Below are 16,209 nucleotides of genomic sequence, written 5' to 3'. Positions count from 1 at the left end.
TTTTATATCTTTTCTAACAATCTTGTAATAACTTTTTCCGGAGCCAAATATTTATCAAAATATTCTCTACTTTCAAGTTCTAACTTTCTTTTTAAATCAACATCTGTTGTTAATTTATTAATTGCTTCTTTTATATCATCACTATTATTGACATAAAGTACGTGCTTATTAGCTAGCAATTCTGCCGGTAATTTATTGTAATGATGTGTTGTAATTATTGCTTTTCCTAAGGCTAAGAATTCGGCCAATTTCCAACCGTGACATGAAAGTACGGCAGGTGTATTAAACACAAATGCAGACTTTTTAATTTTTTGAAGGTAAATTTTTAAAGAAATACGCTGGGAGTAAACTAAATCATCTAATCCTAAATTATTGCCATCTTTTCGAGCAGCAAATCCGCCTTCAAAAGATACTTTTGTATTGTCTTTGCAGGACTTTATAAACAATGCACGATTATTATTTGTTTCAGGTTCTTGTTTCCAAATACTATTCATAAAAAAAACATAATTATCTGAAGACGAATCATTTTTATATTTTTTTAAAGTAAATCTTTTATACTGCCGCCAATAATTGGCAATAAAACCACGCTTATAAGGAATTGAATCTCTAAACCTGCTAAAATTTAAAATTAAATAATAAATTGTTTCTACGAAATTCCAAATTTTAATACCAAAGCTTGGACCAATTGCTATAATTTTATCCTTGTTGATATTCTCTAAATTTTCGATATTATAGTTTACTTTACCATAAACAGAACACCAATCCAAAGCTTTTTCATCAATTTGGGATGAATCTTTAGAATCTATTATTACGTTTTTAACAGCCCCATTACCATCTTCAATTATAAAGGCAAAAGTTCCCTGCGTGAATCGTGGAAACTTTGAAATGCTATATTGTACTTTTCCAAATACTTCGCTTAAACCTTTAATATAGTATCCGTCATAAAAAACATCACACAGACCGTAAATATAAACTTTAGGTTTCATTTCGTAAATTTTGGTTTATTAAACAGCAAACTCCACCAGCCAACGATTCTACCCATTGCTTCTGTAAACGCTTCTTTTTTCTTTGTTTCTGTAATTACATTACTCAATCTAATGACAGTTAATAATATTATAATGGCATTCCATTTAAAACGATCATTAAAACCGGGTGTTGGATTTTTTATTCTCCAAACATACCAGCCGTTTCTTACTACCATTATACCATATTTATATTTATTTGGTCTTCCTGATTCGGCATGAAAATGTGACAAATGTGCTTTTGTATTAATTACATTTTTACCAAATTGCAAAGCTCTTAAACTAAAATCTGCATCTTCGTATAAACCGTAACCTTCAAAAAATCTTGAAAAATTAATCTTATCAAAAACACTTTTCCTGAAAGACATCGACATGCCAATCAGCAAATCTACTTCATACGTTTTTCCTGTCATTGGAAACCCGCATGTTCTGCCATGTGAATAATTCGGCATTTTTCCGGGTCCTAAATTTGAGGCAAGACCAAGATAATTTCTCATCACATTACGCAGACCTTCTTTATAATAGTAACCTTCAAACAAATAAAATTTGTTTTTATTATATAAAACATTTACTTCCTGAAGTTTCCATTTGTATTCATTAATAGCTACTCCACCAACTCCTGAAACATCATTATTTGTTTGAAACGTTTTTATTATTTCTGCAAAATAATCAGGTTCTAAAACAGTATCATCGTCTAAAAAACAAACAATTTCTGAATCTTCTGCCACTTTAGAAATTCCGAAATTTCGTTGTTTTGTAAGCCCTCTGTGTGCATCAGAAACTAAGAAATATTTAAGATTCTGAAATTCTTTATTATTTAAAGCCTCCTGTGTTTCTTCGTTTACAGAACCATCAACAATTACTATTTCATCAGGATACAGGATTTGATTCTGAACCGAATGCAATAAATTAAGCAACGGCTCTGGACGCATATATGTGCAAATAATTAACGAAAATTTCATTTTTTATTATTTAATTCATTAGCCCAATATACACTTTGCTTCCACTGTTTATTGAAAGTAGAGAAGTATAAAAATGGATTTTTAATGGCTTGTGCTTTATAAAACTTAAAAAACAACACTGTTCTATATCCATTAATTTGCTGCTTACTCAGATTTAATATTTTGTACAACATCACTGTTGGAGATGGCTTAGGCTGAATTACATCTTTTTGCCAGGCTAAAACCGGTTTTGTTCTAAAACCTCCAATGGGAGCTTTAAGATGAAGAATTTCCGGATTTGGGGCATAAAGGATATCAAAACCTGAATTTCTTAGCTGCATTCCAAAATCGGTATCTTCACCATACCCAAATTCAAAACCAATGTTATAAAGTATGTCTTTTATATTTTTTGATTTTACAATACTGCAACCGGAACCAAAATTTGGCCATTGAAATTTTTGGTTTATTTTTTTATTCTGAGGATATCCCGGAGCATAACATCCAAACGTAACTTGTTCTGCACCAAAATTTTCTATAAAAGAAAAACAAAGTTCTAAAAAGTTTTTTTCCAGTCGTATATCATCATCTGCCATAAAAACCCACTCATTTTTTATTTCGGCTATAGCCAAATTCCTTGCGTTACAAGCGCCAGGCTGATGCGTAAAAATGTGTTTTATATAAAATGGCCACGATTGACTGATAAGATAATCGAGTTCTGATACACTTTCGGGTTCTGGGTTTTGCTCGACAATTATAATGTTTTTTGGCAAATGTGTTTGCAAAGACAAATCTGTCAATACATCTTTGAGGTATTTTTCCCTCCCAATGGTCGGTATTATAACGTCTATATTTCCCGTCTCAATTACTTTTCTGGCAGATTGAATTTTGATATCATTCAGCAAATTTTCATTTATTTTTATTCTGGAATAAAAGAAACTAAAAATAAGCGGCAGGAACTTTATTTTTTTCTCGTACAACAAAAAATTCAGGAAAAGCAAAAAAATCCAACTCGTTTTATAATGTTGTTTTACAAATCGAAATAATAGAAATATGCTGTTTTTTTGTTTCTGAATTATCTCTGAAAAAGTTATCAGTAAATCAGGCTCAGAATAACACAATAAGCCTTTTGACATTAGTAATTTTGCTATTGAATGCAAGAAATAATCAAAATCTTTGATTGTATAAAAATTACCTTGTAATGCTGTTAAAACTGAAGCGTGAATACCCCCAATGCAACTGCTCATTTGCCAGGTTGGATATGCTACTTTTTTATTGACTTTTATAAACGGTGATTCTTCAACATAACCAATCGCCGCTGGCAAATACGAATCCTGAAAAGGATTATAAGACGCCATTATTTTTGAATGGTGAAATATATCCTGAATCTTAGAAAAATTAAGGTTTGATTTAAAATCAATATGACACCAAATTAGTAAGTCGCCCGGATATTGTGAAGCAACCTCAAAGAGCGTTTTAACAATACTAGCTTGAGAAAAAGCAATACTTTTTCCTTCACGTTCTATTGCTACAACTTTATTGTATTGATGATAAATAACAATCATTAGTGCTTTCTGTTTTGATCGATTATTTTTTCATAAAAAGCTATATTCTCAAGCACTACCTTATTAATATCAAATTTGGTTTCGACTCTTGTTAAGGCTTGTTGACCAATTTTTAAACAATATGTGTCATCTTTTAACAGCTGGATAATTCTTTCGGCGTATAAATTATGATTTTCCGGATGTACTAAAAAACCACTTTCTTCATCAATAATAAGTTCTTGTGCCCAGCCAATATTGCTATTAACAACGGCTTTTTGCATGGCCATTGATTCTATGGTAACCATTCCTAAAGTTTCTGCAAAAGTTGGAAAAACACAAATATTTGCTTTTCTAATATGGTTCTGAACTTCGTTATATGGAATTTTACCTAAATAATTTACATGTTCTAAATCATCAGCTTTAAACTGACTTTGCATTAATTGCCAAGTAGAACCTGACTTTGTTTTTATATCAGAAGCATCGCTGCCAATTAATACCAGTTTAGCTTCCGGAAATTCTTTTCGCACTTTATTAAAAATTTCGGGTAATTCTAAAACTCCTTTTTTTCTAATTAATGTGCCTACATAGAGAATAATCCCTTTTTCATAAATTAAAGGAGAATCGTTTTTGAATTTTTTTAATTCTAATCCGTAATGAATCGTTTTTATCTCTTTGTTTTTTATTTTAAATAGTTCTTTTGATACTTCACCGGCAAAGCTTGTTGGCGCAATAAAAGCTTTTGCTCCATTTATGGCTAATTTTTCAAACCAGAAATTTTTAGGCTTTTGTTTTCTGTTTTCGAGATGGCAAAAGTAAGCATCACTTCCGTGAAAACGAATTATCAGTGGAATTCTAAAATTCATAAAAGCCGTAATTCCTGTCCAATCCGGAGCTTCAATAATATTGATATCCTTTTCCTGAATTTTATTATTGATAAACTTTTCTATCTTTTTTCTGTTAAAATAAAATTTAAGAAATTTCACTTTACTATCAGTAAGACTATAAATCGTTACATTATTTTCTTCCAGAACAAACTCATTTTTTTGTCCGTATACAAAAACAGAAACCTGAACATCGCTCATTCTAAGTTTTTCAACTAAGTTGTAAACGCTGGTTCCTAATCCGCCATCGTGGCCAAAAGCTTTATGAGGATAATGAGACACAATGTATGCGACATGTAGCTTTGCTGCCATATTATTTTATTGAAAGTATTTTTTTTATAGTTCTTTTTAATTCTATTTCTTTTCTTTTCGCTAACTTTTTTAAACTATAACCATACGCTCCGATTGCACAAAATTGTCCTGCTGAAAAATATAATATCGATTCTTTTGGCTCAAAAACTGTATTGTTATTTCTTTTTAAATAAATGTCAGGATTTTGAGTCTTTAAGTTTTCTTTAGTTTTCGAAAATGAAAAAATAGTCGAAAACAAACCGAAGTCTTTTTGTAAAAGAAAATCTTTATAGTTTAATGGCTTAGAAACTTTAAAGGATCTAACTACGTTATTGACAACTAAAGTATTTGAATCTTCTTTCAATTTTAAATAAGACGAATAAATTACCAAAGGAGGTAAAAAATAATCTTTCTTTAAAACATAAGTGTTTTTGGAGGATTCAGTTTCACTCTGGTTTAGATTCATTTCCACATCAAAATAAGTCGAAATATATGCTGCAACTTCTTGAGTGTTTTTTTTGCTTTTGATATCAAAAACTACATCTTCAAGTTTAATTCTCTCTTCTGTATGATTGTATTTTATCCACCTTTCCGGGAAAAAATCTTTATCATTAAGTTCCTGACTTTTTGCGCCATCAAAATTCTTTAATGGTCTTATTATTTTGGAGTCTCGTTTTTCCCCCAGCCAGGCTGTCCACCACGAAAAAGTAGAATTACTTATTATAAAATCATCGCACAATGAACCTAGGCAAAGCTGTTCTATGCCATTTAAATCTTCTCCAAAAAAGGCGTTTTCTAAAAAAGAAAAATGAAACTTACAATATTTAATATCATCACTTAAAATGATCAAATTGCAGGATTGCCAATTTGGAAAAAATTGAGCTAAACTATTCAAATAGTAGTTAATTGGCAATTGAAAATAATCCGGATGATTTACGAAATCGCCTCTTCTTATTGAAAGCAAAATGGTTCGTTTCGTAAAAGCACTTTCATATTTTTTTTTAATATGATTAGTTAAAGAATCAGAGAACTCAAAATGATGTTTGGTTAATCCTTTATCAAAATATTTTTCAGTTTGAAGCCAACCGGAAAGATCATAATCTCCATCTCTTATATCCCATTCATGAAAATTATATTCCTTCTCTTCAGCATTTATAAAGTTTGAAAAATCAGATGTTAAAAGTGGTAATTTATTTTTAAAATACTGCTGATATTTCCAATCTAAAAAAGCATATTGCTGCTTATTTGCAACACTCAAACCAATAGTAGATGCAATTTGAAAAAGCTGATTTCCCAAATTTCCTTTCTTTCCTATTTTAGAGTATGTTATCATCTTAAAAAGATCTTTTTACTTAAGTTATTTATTAAAAAAATCTTTTAGAATTCTGGCTGTAAAGATTTTGGCTCCCTCATCACTCATATGGCCGCAAGACGAAAAATATTTATCATCCGTTACTGCATTTTCATAATTATGAATTTCAGGATATGCTTTTTTTACTTTATCAAAATAATCCATCCCCTTAACATTTTCGCACATAGGAGTCATTACAGCAATCAGATTAATGTTATTAGCTTTACATATACTTTTAATTTCTTCGTAAGATTTATTGTGAGGCAAAGGATTTAATTTGACAATATTGTTTTTCATATTACCATTTTTATTTTTTTGCAACGGATAAAAACCAAGATTTTCTAAAGCGTTAGTTTTTTTATGAATGAGCGTAAAAAACGCCTCTCTAAAACCTATTTTAGAATCGTATTTTATATATCTATAAAATGGCAGATAATACATTTCATTAAAGCTTTCCTCATCTTTAAAATGATCTCTTATTACAGTTGAATTATGAATGTAAGGCAAAAACTTTGATGAAATTGGTTTAGACCTATGACCAATTGCAAGATTAAGATCTGCTTCAACAATAACATTTTTAATTTTCCATTTTCTTTCCACCATTAATTTTAACATCAGGGAAGCTTCAAATAAATGCGCGGCGCTCATTCCATAATTAAACGTTTTTAGGCCTTTATCCTGAAACATTTGTGGTATAAAATGATTATTTGCTCTTGATGAACCTAAAATAACCACATCATAGTTTTCAGCCTTTGAATTAAAAACGGTTTCAATTTTTCCACGATCCTTAGATCGCATAAAAATTGCTGTATAAATTCCGTCTAATACAACTGAAATCAAAATTGTAATAAGAATTATTTTACCTGTAAAAATTAAAAACCGTTTCATAAATTACTATTTATTAAAAAAATCTTTTAAAATTCTGGCAGTAAACATTCTGGCTCCTGTATCATTCATGTGTCCGCAAGACGAAAAATATTTATTCTCGACTACTGCATTTTCATAATTATGGATTTCAGGATATGCTTTTTTTACCTTTTCAAAATAATTCATGCCCTTTACGTTTTCACACATTGGCGTCATTACAACAATCAGGTTTATGTTGTTTGCTTTGCAGATACTTTTGATTTCTTCATAGTATTTGTTATGCGGCAGTGGGTTTAATTTGACAATATTGTTTTTCATATTACCATTCTCAACTCCATCCAGAGGATTATATCCCAAATTATTTAAATGAATTGTTTTTTTATGAATTGCATTAAAAAACATTTCTCTAAATCCTATTCTTATTTCATATTTAATATATCTGTAAAACGGAATATAATACAATTCATTAAAATGTTCTTGTGTTTGAAAATGCTCTTTAATAACATTTGAATTATGAATATAAGGCAAAAATCTTGAAGCGATTCCTTCAGATTGCTCACTGCCGGAAAGGTTTAAATCAGCTTCAAGAATAACATTCTTAATTTGATATTTTCTTTCTATCATCAGTTTTAGCATTAGGGCCGTTTCAAATAAATGTGAACCACTCATGCCGTAATTAAAGGTTTTTAATCCTTTTTCTTCAAACATTGGAGCCACAAAATGATTGTTTGCTCTTGATGAACCCAAAATCACTACATCATATTTCCTTCCTTCTGAATTATAAATCTGATCTATCTTTCCTCGGTTTTTACATTGTATGAACATCGCACTGTAAAGTCCGTCTAAAACAATAGCCAGTAAGATTGTTACAAAAATAATCTTGGCTATATAAATTAAAAAATTCTTCATTAGAATTGAAAATATATGAATTCTTTATAATCTGAATAAGTTCCGAATGCAAGTATTGCCGCAATAGCAAGGCTCAATTTCAGTAAACTTTTTTTACCCGAAAGAGGTTCAACTTTGTTACGATTATTCCATTCAACCAAAACAAAAACGCTAATTAATAGTAATAATTCATAATTATAACGTTCATTTTCCAAATATTGAGAACCAAAATGCCTGTCTGTAACAATACGTTTTAGATATGAAACTGCATCTGTTATTGTTCTTGCTCTAAAAAAGACCCAGGCTATACAGGTTAATAAAAACGTGTACAAAATGCTCATTATTACTTTTGCAGAATCAAAATTCCACTTCAATACAATGGCATCCATATTATTTCTATTACTATTTGACAAAAGTAAAGGCAGAAAGTAAACGGCGTTTATAAAGCCCCATACAACATATGTCCAGTTGGCTCCATGCCAAAATCCGGACACTACAAAAATGATAAAGGTATTTCTGATTTTCATCCATAATCCTCCTTTGCTTCCTCCTAAAGGAATATATAAATAATCGCGAAACCAGGACGAAAGTGAAATATGCCAGCGTCTCCAAAACTCAGCAATATCTCTTGAGAAATAAGGATAATTGAAGTTTCGCAATAAGTCTAAACCAAAGAGTTTTGAAACTCCTAACGCAATATCCGAATAACCTGAAAAATCGCCATAAATCTGGAATGCAAAATAGATGGCTCCCATAATTAATGAAAACGAGTTCATTGATGTATAATGATCAAAAATGGCATTGGCATAAGTTGCACAAGTATCTGCAATGACCACTTTTTTTACTAATCCCCATATAATTTGACAAACACCCTCTTTTGCCGTTTCAAAATTAAATTCTCTTTTAACTTTTACCTGTGGCAATAAATGGGTTGCTCTCTCAATTGGTCCGGCAACTAAAAGTGGAAAGTAACTTACAAATAAGGAATAATCGACAAAGTTATATTCTGCTTTTATTCGTTTGTAATAAATATCAATGACGTATGATAAACCGTGAAATGTATAAAATGAAATTCCGACAGGAAGAATCACATTTAATAAAATTGGGCTCGCTTTTATTCCTGCTGAATTTAATAAATCAGAGAAAGAAGAGGCAAAAAAGTTATAGTATTTAAATATTCCTAAGAATCCTAAATTGACTATAATACTAAGCCAAAACCAAAATTTTCGGCTTTTTTCAGATTTACCTTTTTCAATCTGGATTCCGGTATAATAATCCAGAAACGTAGAGAAAACTAATAGAAACAGAAATCTCCAATCCCAACAAGAATAAAAATAATAACTCGCTATAATTAGTAAAGCGTTTTGAGTGCTTTTTGTTTTATTAAAAACGAACCAATACAGAAAAAATACAATTGGCAGAAAAATAGCAAATGCTATAGAATTGAAAAACATATTATTTATTTATACATTGATTGATTGTATCCCAAATCGCCAAAGATGCTTGTGTTGGATTTTTTCCCACTACAATTTCGTACCATTTTTTGCCATCTGAGACATTCGATAATTTTTTATCTAAAATTTGTTTTACCTGATCTTCCAAAGTTGTCTTATCTGTGCAAAATACTGCCGCTTCCTGAGAAGGCATGCTTCTAAAATGAACATATTTATAATTCTGACCGATATCTCTGATTCCTTTTTTTAGTTGTGGCTGCTCATAATTGAAGTAAATACAAGGTTTATCATGTGCAACAAAATCAAAAACGGTAGAAGAGCATACATTTGTAACGAACTCTGAATGTGCACAAACGTTATGTAATAATCCTAAATCTTCTTTGGTTGGTAAAATTTCGTTCCAATTTTTACCTGCAGGTTTCCATAATGGGTCAAGTACAGTTATTACATCTTTGTTAGTATCAATAACTGCGTCATATCTTGTGCTGACATCTACGGGGCATTTACGATAAATAATAGCCGCATTTTCGCCTTTAGCATTTAAATTTCGTACTGCTTTTGCCAGATCTTCCAGATAATATTGATCTAGCGGAGAAGTCGTTTCGTCATCGCCAGAGAAACAAATATATCTTTTAGAAGTATCTAAATTGTTTTCATTAAAAAACTCTTCTCTGCTTTTAAATAAATTTTGATCGTAATGAGGTTCAAACTGAGGCGTACCCGTTACAAAAACCTGAGATTCTTTTACAAAAGGATAATATTTCAGGACTTCTTCTTTCATTAAATCACTCCACACAAAATAAAAATCAGCTTCGACAACCTGCATTGCTTTTGGCACATTATCCCATGAATAAACAAAAGACACTACGGGAATACCCAGATCTTTGGCTGCTAATAAAGCACTAATAGATTGTGTTGCTCTTTGTGTGGTGCAAAAAACTAAATCAGGTTTATGTTCTTGTAATTGTGCTTTACAATATTGATATTTTGTAGTGGAACGCTCCAGGGCATTGATACGCTTTCTGATCCTTACAATTCCTTTTTCTGAAGAATTAAAACCAATCAGCAATTTAGTGTATAAGGTTTTTAAAGTGTTTTTCAGACCTTTGTAACTAAATGGAAATTTATAGGTTTCGTAGACTTTATCATTGAATTTTTTTTGAGAAACATTTAATTCAATATGTTTTCTTATTCTGGAATAAACAGGCGTTAAAGGATGCGTTGTATGATTTTCGATTTTAACCTCATCATATCCTAACTCCTCTTTTAAAGAGAAAACAGTATTATTCCAATAAACGATTTCATACCCTTTTTCTTCTCCTATTTCTTTAAATTTTGTAAAAGCAAAATTGCGTAGTCCTACACCATCCGGAAAAAAAACAAATACTTTTTTACTCATAACCTAAACACTAAGTGGTATTTTAAAATAATATTTTCTATTATTAAACTAATTCTTAAAAGGACAAACTGCCATTAAACCTTTTTTCAGTGACTCTATAACTTCTTTATTCGGCAAACTAACATTCTCAGCAAATAATTTTTCCAATTCTATTTCTGAGTATTCGTTACTTCTTATTGCCGGATTATAAGAAGGTATTTGTACCGACTCAAAATAATCCTGATATTTTATATCATCACCAAAAACACCATCCGAAAACGGCTGCCAAACTGCCGGAATACCATATGTATGTGCTATAATGATTCCGTGCAAAGAAGACGAAACCACTTTTTTACATTCTAAAAATTCAATAGTTTTAGACTCGATATCATTGGTCATCATATCTATAATTTTGATATGATTTTGTCCCTGAAACCAGCTTTGAACTATTTTATAATCATTGTAATGCGGTACGATACCGTACTCGTACTTTTTAGTAACTTCAGGATTAAAATAATCCGGCAAGAGTAAAGCCGGATCTCCATATATTTCGGGAACTTTATATCCAAGACTTAACAAATGTTTTCGAGTTTGAGGCCCGCGAACAGCTAAAAAAACAGCATTTTTTATTTTAGAATCTTTACTGATAATTCCGCTGCCCCAAACAATACATTTATGATTTACATTGGTTAAAATACTTCCTATCGTTACATAAATTGGTGAAAACCAATCTAAAACAGAGAATTTTTTAGGCCATGCAAAAACAACTTTTTTATTAGAGATTTTTTCAACAAGGTATCTACCCAAAACATCTCCATAGTTTTCTTTAGACTTACCCTGGATAATTTTTTCGTTCCACCAAAAAACTCTAATTCTGTTTGAAAAAAGCATTCGTCTTAGACTTTTTTGTTCTTTAATTTATCTCTTTGAACTTGCTCAATTGGCAATATATCAGTCGATTTAAAAGTTAATGCCTGATAAACAGCATCTAAATCACGAGATAATTTGCGTAAACCCATTGGTTCTAAAGATGCTGCATGGTCAGTTCCTTTCCATGTTCTGTCGATAGTATAATGTCTTTCTATAATGTTTGCGCCCAAAGTATAAGCCGCAATATCAACAGCAATTCCTAAGTGGTGACCAGAAAAACCAATATGTTTTACCTTATCTGCGTATTTTTGTTTTAACAAATTGATATCCAACAAACAAACATCTTCAAATGGAACTGGATATCCTGAAGTACAATTGTATAATACTAAATCTTTGTTTCTTCCTTTTTCAGTAAAATAGTTTACTAAAATATCAGTCTCATCTTTAGTAGTCATACCTGTAGAAATATGAATTTCGCCAGAATAATTTTCGCATAACCAACCTAACATATCAAAGTTGTTGTTGCATGCAGAAGGAATTTTAATGAATTCCGGATTTAATGATGTAATTTCTTTTGCTGAAGTTGTATCCCAAACTGATGTTGAATAAACGATACCAATTTCTTCGCAATATTCTTTTAATTCGCGGTGTTGGTTAACATCAAATTCTAAAAATTCACGGTGCGCACCATAAGTATCTCCATAAGAGTTTAATGCATTTGGATGGGGAGCGTGGTATTGTTCTTCTGTTAAAAGTTCTTTATTATTTCGTTTTTGAAATTTAACTGCGTCTGCATTTCCAAAAATCTTAGCAATTTTAATTAATTCTTTTGCTATTGACATTTCGCCTTTATGATTACATCCTATTTCGGCAATCACATAAGGTTTTTTATATTCCTTCATAACGTTTATTATATTTTATTAAAATTTCACAAGTTTCTCTTATTGCTCCGGATGCAGATGCATGGGTTAAAATATAATCAGCATTTGCTTTTACGGTAATGGTTGCGTTTGCCGGTGCAAAAGACCATCCAACACTACAAATATTTGCCAAATCATTTACATCATCTCCTACGTACGCAACGGCGCCAAAACTACTATTTCTATCTAAAAGAAAATGTGTTAAAAACGAAAATTTATCCTTTACCCCCAAAAATGTGTCGTTTATCTGCAATTTTTTCATGCGCTGCGCAACTAAATCAGAATTTTCGGATGTTATTGCAATGACCTGAATCTGGTTTTGCCTGATAATTTCCAATCCCATTCCATCTCGCATATCAAATCTTTTGGCCATTTCTCCATCAGCATTATAATAAACACTTCCGTCAGTAAAAACACCATCGACGTCGAGTATTAAATATTCAATTTTTTGGTGTGTTTTGCTTTTCTTCTGGCGTTCTGCCAATAAATTCTCAACGATATGCCAATCAGATGTACTATCTATTTCAACAAGAGATTCTTCTGGCATTTTTACCAAACCAATCGAACCGCTTATTCTGTTTTTGGAATTTAAAAAAGCTCCTTTTGTTGTGGTATAAACTGCACCGTTTTCGATTAACAAGCCATCAAAATCCTGACGTCTCGGTCTTTTAAAAACGTCATAATTTTGAGATGTCCCATCAGAATTCCATATAAAACGATGCGTATTTACAACCGTTAATGCAGATTGTTTTTTATTATCGATAATTTCATTTAACGTGGCATTTATATCTACTGCCTTTGTCATTGGAGAAGTTGCCTGTAATAAGCACAGAATATCAAAATCGTATTTAATAATCTCGGCAAACTCCAGCATCACACTTTCTGTCGAGGCTGTATCAGACGCATTTTCGTCATTACGCAAAAGCGCTTTTACTTTTGGCGACCAATGGTATTCTTTATTTATATAATCGATTATTTCCTGATCATCTGTAAAAATGTAAACTTCATCCAATTCCGAAAAAATTGCTTCTGTCAGAACCCATGAAAAAAGCGGGCGTCCTAACATTTTTTTCTTGTTTTTTCCTGGAATTCCCTTAGAATTTTTACGAAGTGGAATAATGGCTGTTTTTTTCATAAGTAATACTTTTTAATGCCTCAAAAGTAATTTTAAAAGTTAAAAAAAGGCACTTTGTAATAATAAAGTTTATGTTTATTAAAGTTTCATTTAAATAAGAAAGAGGATTAGCCTGAAATGTAAGATCCAGCCTTATTTGTATTTATTATTTTTATAATAAGGGTTGAAATACTAAGGCATAAGAAAACTGTGATTGGAGTTCCTATTACTGGATTAATAAATGATGCGTTTATGCCAAAACTATCTAATATTGATAAAACCAAAACGTGGATTAAGTAAATACCATAGCTCAAATTGCTAATTTGAACCAAAACAACATTGGTTTTGTTATTTAAAAAATCAGATAATCTAAAAAACAGAAAAATTCCTATTGAGGCAAGAAGGACATTAAAACTAAAAAAATCATATAATGAAGTATCGATTTTGCCTTTTGAAACAGAAAACCAATAGGTGCTAAAAAAGGTAATAAGCGAACCTAAAATAAAAACCAATATTGCTATTATTTTCCATTTTTTTATATTCTTAATTTCTATTACAGACAAATAATATCCTAATACCAAATAGCCAACATATCCCGAAAAATAAGAAAAATCTATTGCAGGTTTGTAATTTTCAAAACCAAAATTCTTAAATAGCAGCGTTATGAACCATAGCAACAAAAAATAATGAATTTCATTTTTTTTGGCTCTGCTAATCCAGACATTCAAAATTGGGATAATTAATAGTAATCCGAAAAGCATGTATACGTACCAAAGATGATAAGCGCTTCCAAAATAAACAGATCTAATTAGTTTTTTAATGATCCCAAACAAATGCAGCTTTTTGTAATCATCTGTTTTTATAAAAATTGAATATAAAACATAACAAACACTCCAGAACAAGAAAGGCAAACCAATCCTTATAAAGCGTTTAATAAAAAAAGTTCTCAATTCATATTGCTTATTCAGCAATAATGCTCCTGATATCATAACAAATACAGGAACACAAAAGCGAAATATCGCATCATAAAAATTAGCATAGTTCCATAATTCATTTGACAACACGCCAAATTTCATTACTAACGGCGATGCTGTATGTACAAAAATAACTGCTATAACAGCAATAACACGCAGGTTAGAAATCCACAAAAAATTTTCTTTTGTATTCAAAATTTAATATTAATTTAACATCCTAACAATTAAATTATGCTAAGGGATTATAAACTTCTAACGCTGTATTCACCGTGCTATTTCGTCCTATATTTTCAATAAGAATAGAAAAATCTGATTCGAAATTTGATTCCTTTTGATCTATAAAAAACACTTTTTTATCATCAATATATAAATTAAACATTTCTTTCCCCATATTATGAATTAACAATGACGGGATTCCCATTAAATAAGCTTCAATTAAACAACCGGAATAATTTGTAACATGCAAGAAAGAACGAACAAGTGATTCTGGCAAAGGAGTTTGAAATGCATCCTGAGCTACGGCTTTATCATTAATATTATTTAAAATTAAAAAATCATTTAGCTCCTGGAGACTTATGTTAGTTCTTGGATGCAATCTGAAAATCCATTTCAATTCTGTTTTTTTTATTAATGATATAATTTTAGGCGTAATCATATCCTCAATAGAAAATGGAGTGGTTTGTAAGCTATAAAAAATTTGTTTTTCATCACTTTTCTCTATTGTTTTGTATTTGTTTAGATAATACGAAACAAAGGGCTGCCCCACCAATATTGACTTAACATTTTGTGTTGTAGATGCCCATTCTTCAATATTGCTTTTTGATCTTGAATCCCAGTTCCAAAATTCAACAGGCATTATATTGAAACCCTCTTTTGGCACTTTTGTCCAGCTTGTATAAGCCATATGAATATTAGTTTGTGGCCCGTGCTGAAAATCTATTGTTGTAATTTTCAAATCATTCCCAACTAACAAGGCTGCTGTTAAATCATCCAATCCATAATATCCAAGAAAAACTATTTTAGACGGTTTTACTATTTTATAGAATAATCTATAAAATGGTTTAAGCGATTTTATTTTATTGGTCCAGTTAATTAATTCCTTCTCTGAAATCCTTACTCTTTTCAATTCAAAAAAATGTGATGACAGCCATAAGTGAAACTCCTCATATCCCTCTAAATGTACGGTATTTTTATTTTTCCTGAAACCAGAAAACAACTTGGATAATAAAGTAAAATCATTCAAATGCTTTTTCAATTCTATGACAGCATTTGGATTGTACATCTTGTCATAGGTTTTTTGATACTCGACCATATAAACCTCATCTTCCAATTTATGATGCTCAATCATTGAATCATAAAATCTATTAAAATAAGCATCATCATTTAAAACCCTATGAATATGTGAGCCAAAAAATAAAATCTTTTTGTTTCTCAACCTTAAAAAAAACGCAACTAATCTCACGAAAGCACCCGTTATTTTTAGAATCATTAAAAAAATACGGACTAAGAAATTAGATTTTTTTCTCTCAGTCTGTTTGTTGCTTTCTGTTGATCCGTTTGATTTATTCATTTGAACCAAGAAATCTATATATATCTTAATTCTAACATAAGGCCAAATATCAATGCCGTTAATATTCCATAAATCTACAGGCCATTTTTGCTCAATATCAATAATTAATTGTTTAATATCTTCTTGAGTTGAAATACTTTTTTGCAC

At 30.6% G+C, this 16,209-nt stretch carries 14 protein-coding genes; all 14 read right to left on the bottom strand.

Annotation, left to right across the window (positions count from 1 at the left end; all coding sequences use genetic code 11):
- Window positions 1–2 precede the first annotated feature (2 nt).
- The 14 genes from RT99_RS17100 to RT99_RS17035 all read right to left on the bottom strand — a co-directional run bounded on the left by RT99_RS17100 (window position 3) and on the right by RT99_RS17035 (window position 16,209).
- Entirely contained in the window at window positions 3–986 is a 984-nt protein-coding gene (locus tag RT99_RS17100; protein WP_042565941.1) for a glycosyltransferase, read from the bottom strand.
- Entirely contained in the window at window positions 983–1,984 is a 1,002-nt protein-coding gene (locus tag RT99_RS17095; RefSeq protein WP_042565940.1) for a glycosyltransferase family 2 protein, read from the bottom strand. The genes RT99_RS17100 and RT99_RS17095 overlap by 4 nt, the downstream gene beginning before the upstream one ends.
- Window positions 1,981–3,525 (bottom strand): glycosyltransferase family 2 protein, encoded by a 1,545-nt coding sequence (locus RT99_RS17090; RefSeq protein WP_042565939.1) that lies wholly within the window; start codon window positions 3,523–3,525, stop codon window positions 1,981–1,983. The genes RT99_RS17095 and RT99_RS17090 overlap by 4 nt, the downstream gene beginning before the upstream one ends.
- Window positions 3,525–4,697 carry a glycosyltransferase family 4 protein gene (locus RT99_RS17085; protein WP_042565938.1) on the bottom strand — a complete coding sequence of 391 codons (1,173 nt, stop codon included), beginning with the start codon at window positions 4,695–4,697 and terminating at the stop codon, window positions 3,525–3,527. Before RT99_RS17085 ends, RT99_RS17090 begins: the two co-directional genes overlap by 1 nt.
- A 1-nt stretch (window position 4,698) precedes the next feature.
- On the bottom strand, window positions 4,699–6,009 hold the full coding sequence (locus RT99_RS17080; RefSeq protein ID WP_042565937.1) for an alpha-1,2-fucosyltransferase: 1,311 nt from the start codon (window positions 6,007–6,009) through the stop codon (window positions 4,699–4,701).
- A gap of 24 nt (window positions 6,010–6,033) precedes the next feature.
- On the bottom strand, window positions 6,034–6,915 hold the full coding sequence (locus RT99_RS17075; protein WP_042565936.1) for a hypothetical protein: 882 nt from the start codon (window positions 6,913–6,915) through the stop codon (window positions 6,034–6,036).
- Between the two features lie 6 nt (window positions 6,916–6,921).
- Entirely contained in the window at window positions 6,922–7,803 is an 882-nt protein-coding gene (locus RT99_RS17070; RefSeq protein WP_042565935.1) for a hypothetical protein, read from the bottom strand.
- Window positions 7,803–9,236: an MBOAT family protein gene (locus RT99_RS17065; RefSeq protein ID WP_042565934.1), complete on the bottom strand. Its 1,434-nt coding sequence runs from the start codon at window positions 9,234–9,236 to the stop codon at window positions 7,803–7,805. Before RT99_RS17065 ends, RT99_RS17070 begins: the two co-directional genes overlap by 1 nt.
- A gap of 1 nt (window position 9,237) precedes the next feature.
- Window positions 9,238–10,635, bottom strand: coding sequence for a UDP-glycosyltransferase (locus tag RT99_RS17060; RefSeq protein WP_042565933.1), 1,398 nt, complete (start codon window positions 10,633–10,635; stop codon window positions 9,238–9,240).
- Window positions 10,636–10,683: 48 nt separating this feature from the next.
- Entirely contained in the window at window positions 10,684–11,505 is an 822-nt protein-coding gene (locus RT99_RS17055) for a polysaccharide pyruvyl transferase family protein (protein ID WP_042565932.1), read from the bottom strand.
- A gap of 5 nt (window positions 11,506–11,510) precedes the next feature.
- Window positions 11,511–12,386 carry an N-acetylneuraminate synthase family protein gene (locus tag RT99_RS17050; protein WP_042565931.1) on the bottom strand — a complete coding sequence of 292 codons (876 nt, stop codon included), beginning with the start codon at window positions 12,384–12,386 and terminating at the stop codon, window positions 11,511–11,513.
- Window positions 12,373–13,539: an acylneuraminate cytidylyltransferase gene (locus RT99_RS17045; RefSeq protein ID WP_042565930.1), complete on the bottom strand. Its 1,167-nt coding sequence runs from the start codon at window positions 13,537–13,539 to the stop codon at window positions 12,373–12,375. The genes RT99_RS17050 and RT99_RS17045 overlap by 14 nt, the downstream gene beginning before the upstream one ends.
- A 107-nt stretch (window positions 13,540–13,646) precedes the next feature.
- Complete coding sequence (locus RT99_RS17040) at window positions 13,647–14,687, bottom strand: acyltransferase (protein WP_042565929.1); 1,041 nt, start codon at window positions 14,685–14,687, stop codon at window positions 13,647–13,649.
- Window positions 14,688–14,721: 34 nt separating this feature from the next.
- Window positions 14,722–16,209, bottom strand: a complete 1,488-nt coding sequence (locus tag RT99_RS17035) for a hypothetical protein (protein ID WP_042565928.1) — start codon at window positions 16,207–16,209, stop codon at window positions 14,722–14,724.

The sequence above is a fragment of the Flavobacterium sp. MEB061 genome (assembly GCF_000834715.1).
In the GTDB taxonomy this organism is placed as follows: Bacteria; Bacteroidota; Bacteroidia; order Flavobacteriales; family Flavobacteriaceae; genus Flavobacterium; species Flavobacterium pectinovorum.
Note: the sequence above shows the minus strand (reverse complement) of the source record. Positions and strands in the feature narration are given on the sequence as shown.